The sequence below is a fragment of the Chlamydia serpentis genome, from assembly GCF_900239945.1.
GTDB lineage: Bacteria > Chlamydiota > Chlamydiia > Chlamydiales > Chlamydiaceae > Chlamydia > Chlamydia serpentis.
Genome location: NZ_LT993738.1, coordinates 691811 through 709219 on the forward strand (window position 1 = coordinate 691811; position 17409 = coordinate 709219).

Consider the following 17409-nt stretch of genomic DNA (forward strand, 5'->3'; position numbering starts at 1 on the left):
TACAGCCTAAACACCCTTATTTTTTAAGCAATGCCTAGCAAATTTTTTACTCCTTGCGACAGCACTACAGCAGTATCTTGCCATACGAAGGTTTTTTCTAAATCTCCTTTAAGAATCACTTTTACTCGTACAGCTTGTTTAGCAATTGCTCTTTTTGCTTTTAAGGCATCCAAAGTAATTGCTTCCCCCTGTTGAAAAAGGTCTGCTAAACGCCCTGTAGTAATTTCTTCAACACATTTATCAAAACGTTTATGTGAGAATCCCCTTGTAGGAACCCTTCTGTAGAGTGGAACACCTCCCCCTTCATAACCGAAACGACGCTTATAACCAGAGCGACTCCCATCTCCTTTATGCCCACGACCACTAGTTTTTCCATGACCAGAAGAAGGGCCTCGGCCTAGTATTTTTTTTCTACGCTTGCGCTCAGAAATATCAAATAATGATTCTAATTTAATCATGTATAGGCGCTCCTTTTCTTAACACATCATTACGGGGACATAGTCCTGTAAGAGCTTTAAATGCAGCTTTAACTTGATTCATAGGATTATTAGAACCAAAACTTTTAGCTACAATATCTTTAATACCAGCCATTTCTAAAATCAAGCGAATACGAGAACCCGCAACAATTCCAGTTCCAGGCTTTGCTGGTTTTAATAACAATTGAGCTCCATCGTGATGAACAATTACTTCATGAGGAATTGATCCATTTTCTAAAGCTTCAATCTTCATTAAATTTTTTTTCGCAGCCTCGCCACCTTTACGAATAGCGTCTGTTAATTCATTAGCTTTAGCAAAACCATAGCCTAAACGACCCTTGCCATCTCCGACTAAAATCAAGGCTGAAAAACTAAATTTTCGTCCTCCTTTGACGACTTTAGAACAACGATTAACAACAAGAACTTTCTCTTCTAATTGATCTTCTTTATGAGAATTCTTTGATAGCGACATCTCTTCTTAAACCTTTATTAAAATTGTAAACCACCTTCTCTAGCGCCATCAGCCACCATAGAAACAATACCATGGTACTTAAAAGGGCCACGATCAAAAACAACACGATCTAATTGAAGGTTTTTTCCCAATTCAGCAATTTGAGTTCCTAATACCCTAGCAACCTCTTGATTTTTTTTAGTTAGACCTTGAGATTTATTTAATTTTGATAGGGTAGAAACAGAAGCTAGGGTTCTACCAATAGAATCATCTATCAATTGTACATAAATATGTTTGTTTGTTTTGACTACAGATAAACGAGGTTTTGTAGTGGAACCCCTTAATACTTTACGCACCCGTAAAGCTCTTCGTGTTTTCATTAATGATTTCTTACATAATGAACTTTCCATAACTCCTCGACTATTTTTTGCCTGTTTTCGCAGCTTTTCCAGCTTTACGACGAACGTATTCATTTTCGTAGCGAATCCCTTTGCCTTTATAGGGCTCAGGAGGACGTTTAGAGCGAATATTTGCAGCAAATTCTCCGACTAATTGCTTATCAATTCCTTTCACTGAAATAAGTGTATTTTTTTCAACAGAGACCTGAAGATTGGATGGAATAGGAATTTTTGTAGGATGAGAAACCCCGATCGAGAGATCTAAAAACGTACCCTGCACAGAAGCTCTGAAACCTACTCCAATCATTTCCAAACGTTTTTCAAATCCTATATGAACACCATGGACCATATTCGAAATTAATGCCCAGTACAATCCTTGCATACAGCTAGGTCTATCAGTAACGTGAGGAGCTGCATATACAAATACATCTCTGTCTTTTACAGTAATTTCGACTTCTTTGACTAGTTGTTGTGTTAACGATCCTTTAGGCCCCTTCACAACAATTTGATCATTTTGAATTGAAAACTCTACTCCTTGAGGGAGCACAATGGGTTCTCGAGCCTTACGAGACATGCTTTACCATCCTATAATTAATCCTATTACCAAACCAAACAAAGCAATTCGCCCCCAATATTCTTAGATCTGGCGAGAGAACCTTCCATAACGCCCTGAGAAGTAGAAAGAACCGAAATTCCCATATTCCCAAACACATAAGGAATTTTTGCAGCCGATACATATACTCTTCGAGAAGGCTTAGATACCCGTTTTAACTGATGTATTACTGGTTTACGATCATTAGAATACTGCAAGAACACGCGCATTGCACGCTTACGGTTTTCTTCTTTTACTAAATAATGAGCTACAAAACCTTTATGCTTGAGAATTTTTACAATTGCCTCTCGCATGTTACTGTGCTCCACATCTACATACAGATGTTCTGCCATCAAAGCATTACGAATTCGTGTTAACAAATCTGCTATAGAATCACTTGTCATGCCCATACGGATCCCTTTCCTCTTTATTGAGCTTTCTTAAATCGCAAGCCCATCAACTCTAATAGAGCAGTGCACTCATCATCTGTTTGTGCAGTAGTTACCCAAGTGATGTTCAATCCTTGAGTACGCTTTACACGATCCAAATTAACTTCTGGGAAAATTTGTTGATCATCCAGTCCCACAGAATAACAACCTCGCCCATCTCCTTTAGTAGAAAACCCACGAAAATCGCGAATGCGTGGAGAAACAATATTACAGAAACGGTCCATAAAATCGTACATACGAATTCCACGAAGGGTAACTTTTGCTCCAATTCCCTGACCTTCCCGCAGCTTAAAACCAGCAATAGAATTTCGAGCTTTCGTTACTAGGGGTTTTTGTCCAGAAATCATAGTTAATTCTTCTAGATGCGCTTGAAATAAATTTTTATCCTTTGCTGCTTCCGCTAGTCCCATACTTAAGACAATTTTTTTAAGAACAGGGATTTGCATTTTGTTTGTGTAACCAAACTTTTCAAGCAAAGATGCACGAATTTCTTCAATATAGAACTTTTTTAATCTACTCATATTAGTCTTTCTTTCCCCTCACCAGACGATACAGTTGGGATGTTCCATCAGGTCGCTTCTGCCATAACTCTCTTCCCTGTTCAGTCAATCTAACGGAAAGCTTGGCAGGTTCACCAGCTATACTTAAACGCACATTAGAAATATGAACAGGAGCCTCAATACTAATACGCTTACCTTTAGGATTTTGTTGACTACGCTTTATATTTTTTGTGCGAATGTTCACACCTTCAACAACAATCTTATCTTGAGTAAGAGACAAGACTTTTCCTTCTTTTCCCTTATCATTACCAGCTAATATCAATACCTTATCGCCAATACGAATGTTTTGTCTTTTCATAACTTCCTTCTCCTTAAATTACCTCAGGAGCTAGAGAACTAATTTTTATAAAGCCTCTGTCTCGGATTTCTCGAGCTACAGGACCAAAAATCCTTGTCCCCTTAGGATTTCCTTTATCATCGATAATCACACAGCTATTGGTATCAAATTTTAAAGTAGACCCATCTTTTCTTGTAATATGCCGACGAGTACGAACAATTACAGCTTTAATAACATCTCCCTTTTTTATAGAGCTATTAGGTTCGACATCTCTAACTGAACATACAATTACGTCTCCGACGGTAGCATAACGCCGACGAGAACCTCCAAGAACTTTGAAACATTTTACTTTCTTAGCTCCAGTATTATCGGCAACTTTTAACTGACTTTCTTGCTGAATCATAATCTCTATCTACCTAATGTTGCTAACTTATCGCGCCAACACGTTCTATTACGCGCCATCTTTTCAGCTTAGACAAAGGTCTTGTTTCCTGAATTTTAACTTTATCTCCCTCTGACACTTCTAATTCAGTGTGAGCATAATATTTCTTTGAACTTCTCACTACTTTAAGATACTGAGGGTGCGAAAATACTCTTTCTACTCGAACAACAACTGTTTTTTCCATTTTTGACGAGACAACAACACCGATCTTAACTTTTCTAGCGCCTCTTGGTTCACTAGCCATGGACTTTACCTTTTCTTTCTTGTTTTACTGTGAGAGCTCGAGCAATGTTTTTCTTGTGCATAGAAAACATATGAACTTTTACAACTTTATTCTGTAATAAACTTTCAGCTCTTAGAGCAAACAGAGCCTTTTTATTCTCATGAATATACAAATCCAAATCGTCGTCGTTTTTCGCTCTTAATTGTTTCAACAAATCCTTTTTAACAGCCATACTTCAAACCCTTTCCACTCGCTTAACAAAACGTGTTTTTATTCCTAGTTTCGCAGCAGCTCTTCTTAGAGCGTCTTGAGCATCTTCTTTAGAAACGTTTGCAACTTCAAATAATATGCGCCCTGGACGAACGACAGCTACCCAATGATCTGGAGCACCCTTACCCTTACCCATCCGGGTTTCTGCGGGTTTTTTTGTTACACTTTTATCGGGAAAAACACGAATCCATACTTTTCCCCGGCGTTTTAAATATCTATTGATAGCAACCCTGCAGGCCTCAATCTGGCGGCTAGTAACCCAACCACGCTCAAGAGTTTGCATTGCATACTCTCCAAAGTCTACAAACGTAGCTCCTTTGCTTAATCCTGCAAATTGTCCTTTTTGTTGCTTACGAAATTTTGTTCGTTTAGGCATCAACATAATAATTCACATATCCTTATTTACAACTTTAAGCAGCTGCAGAGGGTGCGGGAGGATTTGCAGGATTGCTAACAGTCGCAACAGAATTTTCGCCAAGATTAATCCAAACTTTTATACCAATGATTCCATAGGTAGTTTCTGCACAAGCTGTAGCATAATCAATGTCTGCTCTCAGTGTGTGAAGCGGGACACGACCATTTTTGTACCATTCGGAACGAGCAATCTCGGCTCCTGCTAGTCTTCCTGAAACTTGGATTTTCACCCCAATAGCTCCAGAATCCATTACTGACTGCATTGCTTTTTTCATAGCGCGTCTGAAAGACACACGACGTTCTATTTGTTTTGCAATGTTATCAGCTACTAATTTTGCATTTAATTCGGGACGTTTAATTTCTGCAATTTCTAACCAGACTTCTTTTCCAGTAAGCACTTTAAGTTCTTCCTTAAGCAGATCAACCTCAGCCCCCTTCTTTCCAATAACCAACCCAGGGCGAGCCGTTTGGATAGTAACTTCAATTTTGCCACTCATACGACGGACAATAAATCCAGCTGCCCCTTGACATGAAGGCTTTTTTCTTAAAAACTCTCGAATTTTGACATCCTCTATAAGGAACTTCCCAAACTCTTGCTTATTTCCATACCAAAGAGAACGCCATTTTTTTGTAACTCCTGTACGAAATCCAATTGGACAACCTTTCTGACCCATGATCTTCTTCCCTTTTATCGCTCCTTTTCACCAACAATAACAGTCAAGTGACTGGTGCGCTTTAAAATGGGAGAGCGCCCTCCTCTACTTTTTGATTTAGATCGCTTATAGACAGGCCCCGCATCTACTCGAACTTCTATAATACTTAAATTTTCACGCTTTATGTTTTCATGCAGTTCAGCATTAGCTACAGCGCTATTTAAAACCTTTTTCAAACATCTTCCAGCCTTTAACTGAGAAAATCCCAGCTGCTCCTCGGCTTCTTGAACGCTTAAATTTCTCACAAGCCCAGCGGCCAATCTAGCCTTGCGAGGTTGTACCCGAATATACCGGGCGGTCGCTTTAAACATGCTATGTCTCCTTTAGACTTACCCTTTCTTGACAGGATGACTTTTAAATATCCTTGTGGGAGAAAACTCTCCTAATTTGTGACCTACCATAGTTTCTGAGACAAATACGGTTAGAAACTTTTTTCCATTATGAACTTCAAACGTATGACCAATCATTTCAGGAGTAATCATTGAACGACGAGACCATGTTTTGATAGGAGCTTTTTTCTCCTCAGTGTTCATTGCACGCACTTTCTTTAGGAGGTGGTGATCAACAAACGGACCTTTTCTTAACGATCTACTCATAATCCCTATTTCCTACGATCTTTAACAATCCATTTATTACTTTTACGCTTATCGCGTGTTTTTAAACCTTTTGTAACTTTACCCCAGGGCGTACGTGGAATATATCCATTATGACGACCTTCTCCACCGCCATGTGGGTGATCCACTGGGTTCATTGCAGTCCCGCGAACTGTAGGACGAACACCCATCCAACGTTTTCTTCCAGCCTTACCATCCACGCGCAAGTTATGGTCAGCATTTGAAACTTCACCAATGGTAGCTCTACATCCCTCATTCAACATGCGAAATTCACCTGAAGGCATTTTTAAAGTAACATACCCAGAGGATTTAGCTATAACTTGAGCAGCCAGTCCAGCCGATCTTACAAGCTTCCCTCCAGAATAAGGCCGCATTTCAATATTGTGAACAGACAATCCTAGAGGTATACTTTTTAAAGTCATGCAACATCCAGGCTTAAAAGGACTTCCTTCTCCAGAAACTACTAAGTCACCACGCTGAAGCCCTTTAGGAGCAAGAATATAACGCTTTTCTCCATCCTCATAGTTTAGGAGAGCAATATATGCAGAACGATTAGGGTCATATTCTATGGTAACTACTTTTGCAGTGATCCCATCTTTATTACGCTTAAAATCAACAAGCCTATATAACTTTTTTACGCCTCCTCCACGATGACGACAAGAGATGTGCCCTAAGTTATCTCTTCCACCAGAACTCTTCTTGAAAAAAGAGAGTTTTTTATTAGGACGAAGACTTCTTTTAGACTTAGTCCCGCGCAACTCACCACGCGTTGTTAACTCATCAAAAGCGGGTAGAACTAACTGCCTTGTTCCTGGAGTTACCGGCTTAAACTTTTTAAACATGTTTTTTTCTCTCTAATAAATTATCCAACAGAGCGCCCTTGATAGAAAGTTACAATAGCTTTCTTAAATCCTGAGGTCTTTCCTTTGCGACGCCCTCGAAACATACGAGCAGGCTGAGGCTTCACATTTATAGTGTTCACACTTTTTACTTTTGCCTTTTTATCAGCATAAATTGCCTCTAAAGCTTGGGCAATCGATGGCTTTGTTGCATCATAAGCAACTATAAACACAAATTTAGGGTCCTTAGAAAAAGCCCCTTTTTTCTTGCCCTTCCCATCTCCAGCGCTTAAATGTTCTAACATTTTAGCTTTTTCTGTTACGTAGTGACGCTTGATTACATCATAAGGATCTTTCATATCCTAAAATTCCCTCTTAATCTTTCGTTTCAGAAACAAGGCGCTCAACAAGCTGCTCTAAAGCTTTTGTAGAAACAACGATATTATGAGCAGACGCCAAATCATATCCATTGATGTTTATACCATAAACAAAACCTCGAACTGCAGTTAGATTACGCAAGCTCAGTCTTAAATTTTCGTTTTTTTCCACATGATCTAGATGATCAACAAACAAAATGCTACGACAATCGACATTACAATCTTTTAAAAATTTTAGAGCTGATTGAGTTTTAGGAGCTGCTAAAGCAGCTATAAATACTGAATCATCAACAACAGTCAGTCTGTTTGTTTGAATTTTTTGAGCCAATAAAAGCCTAAGCGCTGCTTTTCTTTCTTTGCGATTTATCCGCACATGTTGATTAAATTTAGGCTTGGGCCCAAAAACTATTCCACCTCCACGAAACTGAGGAGAGGCCAAAGATCCTTGACGAGCATTTCCCGTTCCTTTTTGTTTGAAAGGCTTTTTGGTAGAATGACTCACTTCAGAACGATTTCTGGTGCACGCAGACCACTGTCTTTTATTCGCGCGAATAGCAACAATATAATCTTTTATTAACTGAAGGCTATCGCCTTCATCCGCAAACAAAGCGTCTGTTATTTCAATTTCGCCTATTTTATTTCCTGAAAAATCAAATTTTGATAATAAAACCATTAAGCCCTCTCTGTATTACCTCTGTCCTTCCCCTAAACCCTAGAAGAATGTTTTACTATAACAATAGAGCCCCTTGGACCAGGAATGGCACCCCTAACCAGCAACACCTTTTTTTCTAAGTCTACTTTTATTACTTCTAAATTTTTTACGGTAACGTTCTCAGCACCCATATGACTAGGACGCTTGCTTCCCGGGAAGCAACGTCCAGGAGTGGATCGCATTCCTATAGAACCTGCATGACGATGAAATCCCGATCCATGACTCCCTGGGCCACCACGAAAACCGAATTTTTTCATCACACCTTGAAAACCTTTTCCTTTTGAAACTCCACGGACATCAACAGCAGAGGCGCTCTCAAAAACCTCTAATCCAAAAGCATCTCCCAAAGACACTCCTTCAAGAGCGGATTCTGGAGATCGAACTTCTTTCAGAAAGCGAAAAACTCGACCACCTGCTTTACGCAAATGCCCGAGTTTTGGTTTACTAAAACGTTTTTCTATTGTTTGAGAAGGGCCACAGACTTCCCCTGAACCCATCTGCAAAGAGAAATATCCGTCACGTTCTCTAGTCTTTATTTGGGTGACAACATTGGGCTCAACGCGAATCACTGAGCAAGCGACTAAGGACCCATCTTTATCAAAGATGTGAATCATCCCTTCTTTTTTTCCCATCACACTAATATGAGACCGCATAAACCTATCCATTAATAATAATGATTTGTCTTCCTCTTTTAAGGAACAACGAAACAAATCTGCTTAGTATTTTACTTATCGAATTCTCTAAAAAGAAAAGGAAGTTTTCCCTTAAGAAAATAAAGGGACAGGTTATCAGAGGGGAAAGATTTTTACAATAGGAAAAGTACTCTAGATACTAAGAAATCAAAGATAAACGATTCTTAAGAAATTCTTATTTATAAAAAGAAGAAGTCGCCTCAAAAAAGATTTTTTAGAAACGACTTCTTTAAAAAGAAATAATAAATTGAGTTAATTACCCGACTTTGTTCTTTGCCATATGGCATATAAGCCCACAGCTGAGGATGCTGCAGTAAAGGCCCCAGAAAGTGCGGCACCACAAGCAGTTGTAATTGGTAAAGGAATGAATTTAATTGCGTCAACAACAAGTTCTAGCGCTTTTTCAATCATAGTTAAAACACTATTTTTTATAACAGCGGTATGTTCTGCACGTAATCCTCTTTCGGCGCTCAACAATGCGTCATTATCAAGACCACTTGTCTCTGCGTGTAATGATTCTTTAGCTCGTCTATACATTCTTTGCTCTAAAACTAGGTTGCAAGCGCCCCCAGTAACTCCTGCAACGTGATTTATAGCCATAATTCCAGCCACAGCCATTCCAAAGTTATGAGAGACTGCTTTGTCTAAAAACGGTCTGGGTGTGAGCTTATTGATCAACATTAGCGGACGTAAAATACCAAACGTTGTCGAGTAGGTCGTAGCGCTGATCGCAATACTTGCCTCTTTAGCAGCAGCCCATAGATAATCACTTCGATTTAGCAACATTTTGTTATATGGTTGAGGATCTTCGTACGTTTGTTCATTATTTCCTAATGCCCAGGCTTTGGATGTATATTGATAACATCTTTGACTAGAATTAACGATGGATGGGATAGCCCCATTCAATACATTAGCTAGAGCAATAACCTCTCGTGCTGTCTTTAACGCTTTTTGGGTATTTTGAGCGGCAGTTAATGGATCTCCTGTTACCCCTATGTCTTCAATTATTCCTACAGCACACTCTGAAACAGCCTTACCAAGTTTAAAACACTTATCTAAACTTTTCGTGTTCCCAACAAAGCGCGCCAATTTATTAGTAGGGCTTGTAAAAAACTGCTTAAAACAGTGCGCTCCTTTGGCAGCACAGGATTGAGAAGCTGGTTGCTGTTGGAAAATAGGGAGCAGCATTCTAGCTGAAGCACTTCCGGCCAATCTAATTGCGTTAGTTGACATTGTTACCTCCTTACAAGGCTTAAAAAAAGCAGAATCTATAATAACATAAAACGGCTTAATTTAGTTTAAATAATAGAAAACAAAAACTTTTTATAAAGTTAATTATTTAATTTAAACACTATTTCTATTTTTGCCGCTGGATAACCGTTTAAAAAGGATTTTGAGCTCATAGAACTCTTCCCTTCTACCTGCACTTCGTGCAAGCAAATGGCTCCTTCAGAGCAGGCAATAGCAAGCTCTTGCCTATCTGTTACAACAATAGTTCCAGGTGGTCCATATCCTCCCTCTTCTGCTAAAAGAGAGGCCTTACGAATCATCAAGCGCTTCGGCGCTTTTGCAGAAAAAGAGAAAAAGGTCCAAGCTCCTGGCGCTGGGGTAACCCCTCGTATATGAGCATAAGCCTCTTTAGCAGGTCTATCCCAGGGAACTTGTCCTTCCTCCTTAGATAGTTTTGATGCGATTGTCGCTAAGGCAGGATTTTGACTCACCAGTTGCAAATCCCCTGATTCAATCTGTCGCAAAGTCTTTATTAAAACTCCAGCGCCCTGTGACGCAAGAATTGCCGCTAGCTCTCCTGACGTCATATCAGAATGTATCAAAACGTGGGTCGTATTTGCCATATCACCTGTATCCATTCCTGCATCCATACGGATTACAGTATTTCCAGACTCTGTAGCTCCATTCATAATACAGCGTTGTATAGGCGCAGCACCGCGATATGCAGGCAAAAGTCCTGCATGCAGATTATAACAACCATAACGGGGAATATCGAGCACTACCTGACGGAGAATAGCTCCGTAAGCAACAACAATAAATACATCGGCACCAAAGGTCCGAAGCTCTTCAATAAATTGCGGATCCGAGGCTTTACTGGGCTGGAGCAATGGCAAATGATGAGTTAAAGCTACAGTTTTAACAGGAGAAGGAATAGGTTGAGCTGACCTTTTTTGAGGCTTATCAACCCGGGTAACAACACCTACAACTTGGACTTTCTGATCAAGCAAGTCCTTTAAAACTGTGGCTGCAAATGTGGGCGTGCCGAAATAGACAACCTTAAGATTCAATCAAAGCTCCTTCTTTACTTACAATCTCTTCTTCAAAAGCTTGTTTATCTATACCGCGTTCAATGCCTCGTTTACTAGGACTCTGACAAAAATCAATTAAATGCTTTACCTCGGGAATGTCACCAAACTCTTCTAGAGCTTCCTCTAGAGCTGAAAAAAAACAACCCTCAGCACGGTAAATCTTTTTAAAAGCTTTAATAAGAGCCAATCGAGTAGTAAAAGGCACCCGTCTTCGCTGAAGACCCACCTTATTAATTCCAGCCAGCTGGTAAGGGTTTCCACTACCTATTGTATAAGGAGGGATATCGCGGCGAATCCCACTCAGAGCTCCGACCATAGCATGAGCTCCGATACGCACAAATTGGTGCACACCAACCATTCCACCAAGAATGGCGTAATCACCTACTTGCACATGTCCTGCAAGTTGAGCATGATTACTTAAAACCACGTTATTCCCAATAGTACAATTATGGGCAACATGAGCCCAAGGCATAATTAAGCAATTATTCCCGATTGAAACTGTTGTTCCTTCAAATGTTGAGGAAGTAATGATAGCGAATTCTCGAATTTCGCAATTCTCACCAATAATAACGTAGGTCTTTTCCCCTTGATATTTTAAATCTTGGGGCTTATTCCCTATCATTGCAGAGGGCCATATTGTAGTACCCCTACCTATTGTAGTGTTTCCATCGATATATGCATATGATTTAACAACAACGTTGTCACAAAGGGTTACCGTAGATTTGATAACAACATACGGTTCAATAACAACATCCTTTCCAATTTTAGCTCCGGGCTCAATAATTGCAGTTGGGTGAATGTTCGCCATGTCTCTCCGTGATTATATGGATTCCTTATCTACCAGAGCAAAGCTCAGCTCTGCTTCGGTCACTAATTGTGAATCTACACGTGCCTGTGCCAAAGCTTTACCTCCTTTCGATGATATTAAAGAAAAATCTGCGTGTAAGGTAAGTACATCTCCAGGACGAACAGCTTGACGAAACTTAGCTTTTTGTATCCCTAAAAACAATGCTATACGCTTACTTTTATCATTTTCTAGAACTAAGCCTAGCAAGACACCAGCGGCCTGCGCTAAGGCTTCTAATATCAAGACTCCGGGCATAATAGGCGCATTAGGAAAATGCCCCATAAAAAAAGGCTCATTTATTGTGACATTTTTCTGTGCCGTAATACTAAGCTTATCGATGTCATAAGATAAAACCTTATCCACCAACAAAAAAGGATATCTGTGGGGAAGCAAGTCTAGTAATTCACGTAATTTTATGACAGAGGGTGGATTCATCTATTTCTTCTTTATAATTCTAATGCTTCTAAAATTTTCTTACCAAAAGCAATATTGGAAGAATGTCCAGAGCCAACAGCTAATACATGTGCAACAAAAGGCCTGCCCACTAAAGAAAGATCTCCAATTAAATCCAATATTTTATGCCTTACTGGCTCATCAGCAAATCTTAGTTGCCCTCTACTAATAATACCATCATCCTTAAAAACCACAGCATTATCCAAACACCCACCGCCAATTAATCCTCTTTCCATCAAAAAACATAACTCGTTATATAGAGCAAATGTTCTACAAGGAGCAATTTCCTGTCGAAACGACTCTTCAGTAATTACCAAAGACTTATATTGAGTTCCTATTGTTGAGCTTTGCGGATAATGTAGCGTATAGGAAATTTTCAGTTCATCCGAGGGAAATGCTGCTAAAAAAATGTCCTGGTATTGATAATATACAGGATACGATAGTCTAGCAATCGAAACCTTATCTTCTTGTTCACAAATACCAGCTTCGTCAATTAAATCTATAAAGATATTCGAGCTGCCATCGCCTATAGGAATTTCTTCGCCACTACATTGTATAACTACATTATCTATATTATTAGATCGCAATGCTGCCATAAGGTGTTCAACAGTAGCTACGACAACATTGCCTTGAGATAATGTTGTACTTCTTCCTGTATTATAGACATGATCTAGTAAGGCCGGGACTTCGTGACAATTACCTGAGGGTCCAGGCCGTTGGAAAATAACCCCGGTATTTGCTTGTGCAGGTTGCAAAGTAAGAGTAGAGGACTTCCCTAGGTGAATTCCTACTCCAGAATAGCGAACTGCTCGCTTTAACGTTCTTTGAGTTCGTTCTAACATTTAAAAACCTGACAACGAGTCTCTGTATATTATCGAATTTCTTTTTTAGCAAGCAAGCGATATCCTAAGAATCCTCCTAGATAACTGACTGCACATAATGCAATAAAAATCATAGGGAAATCTCCAAAACAGCCATAAAGGGTTTTATAATTAAATAGAGGCAAAGAAGCTTGCAAAACTCCTGAAGGAGCTTGGGTTTGCCTAGTATCATAGGGCAGGGTCTTAAGGACTCTACCTAAAGAATCAACAACTGCTGTAACTCCAGTTTGGCAAGCCCGTACGCAAGGCATTCCAAATTCTTGATTTCTTAAAGTTCCGTGTAAGAAATGCACTCTAGGAAGCCGTGATTGAGGATACCAACCATCGTTAGTTAGATTAACAAGGAGTTCAGCGCCTTGTTTCTTATAGGAACGCAAACGATGACCAAACGTTTCCTCGTAGCAAATAGTGACACCTATACGAGGTAGATCTGGAGCACATATGACTCCAGAACGTGTCCCAGGGAGCCTTTTATATCTAAGCAAGTACTGAGGAAATATTTTTTTACAGACTAGGGTTCCAAATTTACCTCCTGGGATATACTCTCCACCAGGGACAAGAATACGTTTATCGTAACCTATTGAAATGCCTTTTTGTGACATCAATTCTGCAGAGTTATACCAATATAAAGAGGAGTCTTTTTTTTCCCACCGCTCCAAACCAATAATTACAGAGCAATTAAAATACTGTGTAAGAGCACGTATCCAATCACTATTTGACAAAAATTCCTTGCCATCAGGCAGTGGCGCAAAAGATGCTAGTAAAGGCAAACAGTCTTGGTATGGATAGACTTGCTTATGGCTTCCAAAAGGAACAACAACTTCTGGGAAAACAAGTAAATCTATAGGTTGTTCTATTTGAGATACTATTTGTATGAGTTGCTCCCAGATTACCGTGGGACGTTGAAGTTTGGGGCGCAGTGGGGGATGCGCGGGTTGAACAACAGCAACACAAATTTCCCTGTTATCTTGTTTAAAAATTCGCTGAAGATATTCATAATGGACACCCCCAATCGCGTAGGGCAAAACAAGCGTAGTTAACCATAACATCCGAGCACACGGCTTTTTCAATAATAAAGCGTAAAAACTAATATTTACTGCCACAACAACACAGCTTTGTCCTCCCCAGCCTAAAAATCCTCCAAACTGTCGCCCATAGGCACAAGCTGTCATAGGCCAACCTAGATAATCAAAGGACATTCCAGAAAAGATACCGTAAAATCTAATCATCTCAATAGCGACCCATACACCAGGAAGACTCCATAAAAGAGCTGTTTGTTTTTTACGCATAATCGTGATCAAAAGGCAGGAAAAACCTGAGAATAAGAGGGCTAGGATACTAATTAAGACAAGCCATGCCAGATATATTAACTTGCCCACATATTGATCTGAAAGCATCCACGAAAAATGGATACCTTCTATTGTAATTGTCCAAAAAAAACATAATATAAAAAGAGTAGATAAGGATAGGGAGCGTTGTCTAAATGGTTCTAAGCCATACCAAAGTAACCCATACCCACAAGCTACTCCTACTATTGAAACGAATCGACTTAAATCTGGTTGAGCAAAAGCAAGAAGGCACCAAGAAGAAACAAGACAAAAGATTCGTAGCACATTCTCTCCTTACTTATTCATACGAAGTCGTCCTTGACGACGTCGATCTGCTTCATCGTACCGACGTTTTTCTTCAGGAGTCTCTGGAACAATCTTATGCACAGGGCTGGGCTGATTTTGCTGATTTACAGCAACAAAGGTAAAATATGCTGAAGTAATATGACGGCGCTCCTGCTTATAAATATTTTCTGCCCAAACTTTAACTCCCACTTCTAGCGATGTACGCCATGTTCTATTTACTGCCGCTTTGCAAATAAGATTTTCTCCCATGTATGCAGGAGCATAGAAGCGTAGAGCATCAACAAAAGCAGTGACACAAATACATTCTGTATGTCGTTCTGCAACTACTAAAGCTAGACGATCAAGCAAACTCATTAATAATCCCCCAAACACAGTATTATTGGTATTAAGATCGTTAGGGAAAATCTTATAGACATGTCCGTCAATACAGCTAAACGAGACCGGTTTTTTCTTCAGCATCAGAGACTCTCTTGAAAAAAGGGTATTCTTGGTTGCGATAGTATCGGTCATATCAAAGAAAATCAAGCCATTCGCTAAGCAAGAAAAAACATTGTTTTATTTGTTAGCGTTCTCAAATGTCTAATTGTTTTTCTTCCCCTATTAATCATAGTTCCATAAAAGGATTGTTCACTTGTGAAAATCCAGTGCCCTTTTGTCTATGTTTTATTTCGTGACGAATAGAAAAAAGAAGATCAGAATCAAAATCCATTTTTGATGCCCACTGGAGATAAGCAAGGGGAATTTCTGAAAAACATCGTCCCTTATGTTTTCCTAAAGGCATGTATTTCATTTTAATAGGCTTAGCTAAAACTTGTTTTAATTGTTCTAGGGTTCGGAAACGTTTACAGAGATGTTTAAAAATATTAATATTGATTTCTACATCTTTTCTTGCACGATGATTGCCATCATAGGGAACATTGAAATGCACTGCTAGAGACTCTAAAGAATTGTTAGGGCTGTCTCCATATTCTTTTGCCAACCGGAGTGTATCAATAATGGTATATTTAGATAGAAAAGTCTCCCCGATTCTTTCCATTTCTTGAGAAAGAACCTGTAAATCAAAGCCTACACTGTGTCCTACAATGTAGTCGCCTTCTTTAAAAAATGCTTTAATTTGAGGAAAGATCTCAGCAAGTTTAGGCTGGTCTTTCAACATAGCATTAGAAATATGGTGTACTCTCTCTGATTCCGCCGACACAACACGTTCGGGATTAATTAAAAATTCTATTGAACTAATTATGCTGTCGAAAGTGAAGCGAACTGCAGCAATTTCAATAATACGATCCTTTTTTACATCTAGACCTGTCATTTCACAATCTAGGCAAGTAAAAACCGTATCTTTTAATAAAGTCATAATTTTCTTCTACTTCCTCTATATTTGTTTTGACTCCCCTCTATTTACTGGAGAGGGATTTTTATTATGGTTAATATTTTTATTGAATTTCCTATGCGATTTTTTGCCAACGGATATGTTTTTCCTTTGCAAATAGGTGGTGAGCCTATTCGAAATAAGTTGTGCTATTATTATAATCCTATGCCTCATTCTAGGATGTTGGCATATGACGATATTGCTGAGAATAATAGTTGAGGCCCCTTTATAGTAATTTCTCTTTCAAAGCTTGGCAACACTGTGATGTAGATGTTTATTACTTCACGAAATTGCGGTACAGGAATCCGATCAGCCCACTCAATACACAAGACATCGTTTTCTTCTGTGTCTTGGAAAATATAGCCCTGATTTTCCTTATCAATCCGATAAAGATCGTAGTGAAAGAACCTTCGCGACTGGTTACCATAAACATGTAGCATAGAGAACGAAGGACTAGCGACTTCTTCTGCAACAGCATCTCCAAGATACCCAGAGACCACACCACGCACAAACTCTGTCTTACCTGCTCCATAATCACCAAATAGAAGCAAAACAACTCCTGGGGAAAGAACCTCTCCTAATAGAGCTCCTAATAACACAGTATCTTGAGAAGAATGGCTTATTCGTCTGTATCTACCCATTGACTAATATACACATGAAAAGCTGTATCGTCTGCTAAAGTTTCTATAAATGCTGCAATTTTATCTTCCACTAATGCATCCTGCAACAGAGAAAGGAAAGAACTTTCTAATTGAAATTTAGTTTGATTCTGTACTTCTTCCAAAGTCATAGGTCGCAAATAGCCAGAGACAAAGTCCTCTAAAAGGGAGGGCAAGCTATGGAACAATTTACCTGTAATGGCTGAAGCAAAGACAGTTTTTATAATAGGTTCTTTTGGAGGGACCGCGTACTCTTTTATCACATTAGGATCTTCAGAAACAAGAAACCGCTTGATTCGCACTCCACCTTGCTTCTCCACATTTTGAGGGCATGAAGAGAGCCAGTCATAAATTGCGTCTTGAGGGTTAGCGTACACGTTGTCAGCGAATACTTTACCAGTAAATGGGCAAATATAAATACGCTTGGTATGCTCATTTACTTGAGGTTTCTCTGAGGAAATTCGAATTTCTGTTTCGCGCCAAACCTTTTTATCTTGTTCAAGAATACGCACTGCGTCTTCTGGAGTTTTAAAAATTATCTTGTCGCGAACAAAAACCACAGGACGAAGGCTTAAAACCTGTTCAAGATAAAAAAGATATGTTGCCAACAATTCCGGTTTTTTTTGTTTCCCCAAAAACTGCAAAAGTTTCTGCTTGACTGCTCCAGAAATATCCATGTCTATCCTTTCTCAGTTAATGACTTAACGTGTTCAAGCAAACCACTCATAAAAGGAATGCAACCGAGCACG

At 39.3% G+C, this 17409-nt stretch carries 28 protein-coding genes; all 28 read right to left on the reverse strand.

From position 1 onward, the window contains the following. Window positions 1-23 precede the first annotated feature (23 nt). Window positions 24-458, reverse strand: coding sequence for a 50S ribosomal protein L15 (rplO, locus tag C834KP_RS02960; protein ID WP_108896697.1), 435 nt, complete (start codon window positions 456-458; stop codon window positions 24-26). Beyond that, on the reverse strand, window positions 451-948 hold the full coding sequence (gene rpsE / locus C834KP_RS02965) for a 30S ribosomal protein S5 (RefSeq protein WP_108896698.1): 498 nt from the start codon (window positions 946-948) through the stop codon (window positions 451-453). Before rpsE ends, rplO begins: the two co-directional genes overlap by 8 nt. 17 nt (window positions 949-965) lie before the next feature. Then, window positions 966-1337, reverse strand: a complete 372-nt coding sequence (gene rplR, locus C834KP_RS02970; protein ID WP_108896699.1) for a 50S ribosomal protein L18 — start codon at window positions 1335-1337, stop codon at window positions 966-968. Window positions 1338-1347: 10 nt separating this feature from the next. Beyond that, window positions 1348-1899, reverse strand: a complete 552-nt coding sequence (gene rplF / locus C834KP_RS02975) for a 50S ribosomal protein L6 (protein ID WP_108896700.1) — start codon at window positions 1897-1899, stop codon at window positions 1348-1350. Between the two features lie 26 nt (window positions 1900-1925). Continuing rightward, on the reverse strand, window positions 1926-2327 hold the full coding sequence (rpsH, locus tag C834KP_RS02980) for a 30S ribosomal protein S8 (protein WP_108896701.1): 402 nt from the start codon (window positions 2325-2327) through the stop codon (window positions 1926-1928). Window positions 2328-2344: 17 nt separating this feature from the next. After that, window positions 2345-2887, reverse strand: a complete 543-nt coding sequence (rplE, locus tag C834KP_RS02985; protein ID WP_108896702.1) for a 50S ribosomal protein L5 — start codon at window positions 2885-2887, stop codon at window positions 2345-2347. A gap of 1 nt (window position 2888) precedes the next feature. Then, complete coding sequence (gene rplX / locus C834KP_RS02990) at window positions 2889-3224, reverse strand: 50S ribosomal protein L24 (protein ID WP_108896703.1); 336 nt, start codon at window positions 3222-3224, stop codon at window positions 2889-2891. Between the two features lie 13 nt (window positions 3225-3237). Next, on the reverse strand, window positions 3238-3606 hold the full coding sequence (rplN, locus tag C834KP_RS02995) for a 50S ribosomal protein L14 (protein ID WP_010883275.1): 369 nt from the start codon (window positions 3604-3606) through the stop codon (window positions 3238-3240). Window positions 3607-3628: 22 nt separating this feature from the next. Then, entirely contained in the window at window positions 3629-3889 is a 261-nt protein-coding gene (gene rpsQ, locus C834KP_RS03000; protein WP_108896704.1) for a 30S ribosomal protein S17, read from the reverse strand. Further along, window positions 3882-4100 (reverse strand): 50S ribosomal protein L29, encoded by a 219-nt coding sequence (gene rpmC / locus C834KP_RS03005; RefSeq protein WP_108896705.1) that lies wholly within the window; start codon window positions 4098-4100, stop codon window positions 3882-3884. The genes rpsQ and rpmC overlap by 8 nt, the downstream gene beginning before the upstream one ends. A gap of 3 nt (window positions 4101-4103) precedes the next feature. Continuing rightward, window positions 4104-4520 (reverse strand): 50S ribosomal protein L16, encoded by a 417-nt coding sequence (gene rplP / locus C834KP_RS03010; RefSeq protein ID WP_108896706.1) that lies wholly within the window; start codon window positions 4518-4520, stop codon window positions 4104-4106. A gap of 28 nt (window positions 4521-4548) precedes the next feature. Beyond that, window positions 4549-5226 (reverse strand): 30S ribosomal protein S3, encoded by a 678-nt coding sequence (gene rpsC / locus C834KP_RS03015; protein ID WP_108896707.1) that lies wholly within the window; start codon window positions 5224-5226, stop codon window positions 4549-4551. Window positions 5227-5240: 14 nt separating this feature from the next. Continuing rightward, the gene (gene rplV, locus C834KP_RS03020; protein WP_108896708.1) at window positions 5241-5576 is read right to left on the reverse strand and encodes a 50S ribosomal protein L22; all 336 of its coding nucleotides are present in this window, start codon (window positions 5574-5576) and stop codon (window positions 5241-5243) included. An 18-nt stretch (window positions 5577-5594) separates the two neighbouring features. Then, window positions 5595-5861, reverse strand: a complete 267-nt coding sequence (gene rpsS, locus C834KP_RS03025; RefSeq protein WP_108896709.1) for a 30S ribosomal protein S19 — start codon at window positions 5859-5861, stop codon at window positions 5595-5597. 5 nt (window positions 5862-5866) lie between these two features. Next, window positions 5867-6721: a 50S ribosomal protein L2 gene (gene rplB, locus C834KP_RS03030; RefSeq protein ID WP_108896710.1), complete on the reverse strand. Its 855-nt coding sequence runs from the start codon at window positions 6719-6721 to the stop codon at window positions 5867-5869. A gap of 20 nt (window positions 6722-6741) precedes the next feature. Further along, on the reverse strand, window positions 6742-7077 hold the full coding sequence (locus C834KP_RS03035) for a 50S ribosomal protein L23 (RefSeq protein ID WP_108896711.1): 336 nt from the start codon (window positions 7075-7077) through the stop codon (window positions 6742-6744). A gap of 16 nt (window positions 7078-7093) precedes the next feature. After that, complete coding sequence (gene rplD, locus C834KP_RS03040; protein ID WP_108896712.1) at window positions 7094-7768, reverse strand: 50S ribosomal protein L4; 675 nt, start codon at window positions 7766-7768, stop codon at window positions 7094-7096. Window positions 7769-7800: 32 nt separating this feature from the next. Beyond that, on the reverse strand, window positions 7801-8460 hold the full coding sequence (rplC, locus tag C834KP_RS03045) for a 50S ribosomal protein L3 (RefSeq protein ID WP_108896713.1): 660 nt from the start codon (window positions 8458-8460) through the stop codon (window positions 7801-7803). 291 nt (window positions 8461-8751) lie between these two features. After that, window positions 8752-9732, reverse strand: coding sequence for a CT529 family inclusion membrane protein (locus tag C834KP_RS03050; protein ID WP_108896714.1), 981 nt, complete (start codon window positions 9730-9732; stop codon window positions 8752-8754). 98 nt (window positions 9733-9830) lie between these two features. Further along, window positions 9831-10796, reverse strand: a complete 966-nt coding sequence (gene fmt, locus C834KP_RS03055; protein WP_108896715.1) for a methionyl-tRNA formyltransferase — start codon at window positions 10794-10796, stop codon at window positions 9831-9833. Continuing rightward, window positions 10786-11625: an acyl-ACP--UDP-N-acetylglucosamine O-acyltransferase gene (gene lpxA, locus C834KP_RS03060; protein WP_108896716.1), complete on the reverse strand. Its 840-nt coding sequence runs from the start codon at window positions 11623-11625 to the stop codon at window positions 10786-10788. The genes fmt and lpxA overlap by 11 nt, the downstream gene beginning before the upstream one ends. Window positions 11626-11637: 12 nt before the next feature. Beyond that, the gene (fabZ, locus tag C834KP_RS03065) at window positions 11638-12099 is read right to left on the reverse strand and encodes a 3-hydroxyacyl-ACP dehydratase FabZ (RefSeq protein ID WP_108896717.1); all 462 of its coding nucleotides are present in this window, start codon (window positions 12097-12099) and stop codon (window positions 11638-11640) included. A gap of 11 nt (window positions 12100-12110) precedes the next feature. Continuing rightward, window positions 12111-12959, reverse strand: a complete 849-nt coding sequence (gene lpxC, locus C834KP_RS03070; RefSeq protein ID WP_108896718.1) for a UDP-3-O-acyl-N-acetylglucosamine deacetylase — start codon at window positions 12957-12959, stop codon at window positions 12111-12113. 29 nt (window positions 12960-12988) lie between these two features. Further along, window positions 12989-14611: an apolipoprotein N-acyltransferase gene (gene lnt, locus C834KP_RS03075; RefSeq protein WP_108896719.1), complete on the reverse strand. Its 1623-nt coding sequence runs from the start codon at window positions 14609-14611 to the stop codon at window positions 12989-12991. Between the two features lie 9 nt (window positions 14612-14620). Further along, complete coding sequence (locus C834KP_RS03080) at window positions 14621-15091, reverse strand: acyl-CoA thioesterase (protein ID WP_108896720.1); 471 nt, start codon at window positions 15089-15091, stop codon at window positions 14621-14623. 145 nt (window positions 15092-15236) lie between these two features. Then, a complete protein-coding gene (locus tag C834KP_RS03085) occupies window positions 15237-15986 on the reverse strand; it encodes a putative quorum-sensing-regulated virulence factor (protein WP_108896721.1) in 750 nt (249 codons plus the stop codon). A 185-nt stretch (window positions 15987-16171) separates the two neighbouring features. Next, window positions 16172-16642: a tRNA (adenosine(37)-N6)-threonylcarbamoyltransferase complex ATPase subunit type 1 TsaE gene (gene tsaE, locus C834KP_RS03090; RefSeq protein ID WP_108896722.1), complete on the reverse strand. Its 471-nt coding sequence runs from the start codon at window positions 16640-16642 to the stop codon at window positions 16172-16174. Next, window positions 16621-17337: a DUF2709 domain-containing protein gene (locus C834KP_RS03095; protein WP_108896723.1), complete on the reverse strand. Its 717-nt coding sequence runs from the start codon at window positions 17335-17337 to the stop codon at window positions 16621-16623. The genes tsaE and C834KP_RS03095 overlap by 22 nt, the downstream gene beginning before the upstream one ends. Window positions 17338-17409 lie beyond the last annotated feature (72 nt).

Bases quoted from the DNA above. Each gene is read 5' to 3' on its own strand.
- rplD (WP_108896712.1), bottom strand. From the start codon at position 7,768: ATGGTTTTATTATCAAAATTTGATTTTTCAGGAAATAAAATAGGCGAA.
- rpsS (WP_108896709.1), bottom strand. From the start codon at position 5,861: ATGAGTAGATCGTTAAGAAAAGGTCCGTTTGTTGATCACCACCTCCTA.
- rplO (WP_108896697.1), bottom strand. From the start codon at position 458: ATGATTAAATTAGAATCATTATTTGATATTTCTGAGCGCAAGCGTAGA.
- C834KP_RS03080 (WP_108896720.1), bottom strand. From the start codon at position 15,091: ATGCTGAAGAAAAAACCGGTCTCGTTTAGCTGTATTGACGGACATGTC.
- rpmC (WP_108896705.1), bottom strand. From the start codon at position 4,100: ATGGCTGTTAAAAAGGATTTGTTGAAACAATTAAGAGCGAAAAACGAC.
- fabZ (WP_108896717.1), bottom strand. From the start codon at position 12,099: ATGAATCCACCCTCTGTCATAAAATTACGTGAATTACTAGACTTGCTT.
- rplP (WP_108896706.1), bottom strand. From the start codon at position 4,520: ATGTTGATGCCTAAACGAACAAAATTTCGTAAGCAACAAAAAGGACAA.
- C834KP_RS03035 (WP_108896711.1), bottom strand. From the start codon at position 7,077: ATGAAAGATCCTTATGATGTAATCAAGCGTCACTACGTAACAGAAAAA.
- C834KP_RS03095 (WP_108896723.1), bottom strand. From the start codon at position 17,337: ATGGATATTTCTGGAGCAGTCAAGCAGAAACTTTTGCAGTTTTTGGGG.
- rplN (WP_010883275.1), bottom strand. From the start codon at position 3,606: ATGATTCAGCAAGAAAGTCAGTTAAAAGTTGCCGATAATACTGGAGCT.
- rplB (WP_108896710.1), bottom strand. From the start codon at position 6,721: ATGTTTAAAAAGTTTAAGCCGGTAACTCCAGGAACAAGGCAGTTAGTT.
- rplE (WP_108896702.1), bottom strand. From the start codon at position 2,887: ATGAGTAGATTAAAAAAGTTCTATATTGAAGAAATTCGTGCATCTTTG.
- lpxA (WP_108896716.1), bottom strand. From the start codon at position 11,625: ATGGCGAACATTCACCCAACTGCAATTATTGAGCCCGGAGCTAAAATT.
- lpxC (WP_108896718.1), bottom strand. From the start codon at position 12,959: ATGTTAGAACGAACTCAAAGAACGTTAAAGCGAGCAGTTCGCTATTCT.
- C834KP_RS03050 (WP_108896714.1), bottom strand. From the start codon at position 9,732: ATGTCAACTAACGCAATTAGATTGGCCGGAAGTGCTTCAGCTAGAATG.
- rplF (WP_108896700.1), bottom strand. From the start codon at position 1,899: ATGTCTCGTAAGGCTCGAGAACCCATTGTGCTCCCTCAAGGAGTAGAG.
- rplC (WP_108896713.1), bottom strand. From the start codon at position 8,460: ATGCGGTCTCATATTAGTGTGATGGGAAAAAAAGAAGGGATGATTCAC.
- rpsQ (WP_108896704.1), bottom strand. From the start codon at position 3,889: ATGGCTAGTGAACCAAGAGGCGCTAGAAAAGTTAAGATCGGTGTTGTT.
- rpsH (WP_108896701.1), bottom strand. From the start codon at position 2,327: ATGGGCATGACAAGTGATTCTATAGCAGATTTGTTAACACGAATTCGT.
- rplR (WP_108896699.1), bottom strand. From the start codon at position 1,337: ATGGAAAGTTCATTATGTAAGAAATCATTAATGAAAACACGAAGAGCT.
- rplV (WP_108896708.1), bottom strand. From the start codon at position 5,576: ATGTTTAAAGCGACCGCCCGGTATATTCGGGTACAACCTCGCAAGGCT.
- rpsE (WP_108896698.1), bottom strand. From the start codon at position 948: ATGTCGCTATCAAAGAATTCTCATAAAGAAGATCAATTAGAAGAGAAA.
- rplX (WP_108896703.1), bottom strand. From the start codon at position 3,224: ATGAAAAGACAAAACATTCGTATTGGCGATAAGGTATTGATATTAGCT.
- C834KP_RS03085 (WP_108896721.1), bottom strand. From the start codon at position 15,986: ATGACTTTATTAAAAGATACGGTTTTTACTTGCCTAGATTGTGAAATG.
- rpsC (WP_108896707.1), bottom strand. From the start codon at position 5,226: ATGGGTCAGAAAGGTTGTCCAATTGGATTTCGTACAGGAGTTACAAAA.
- tsaE (WP_108896722.1), bottom strand. From the start codon at position 16,642: ATGGGTAGATACAGACGAATAAGCCATTCTTCTCAAGATACTGTGTTA.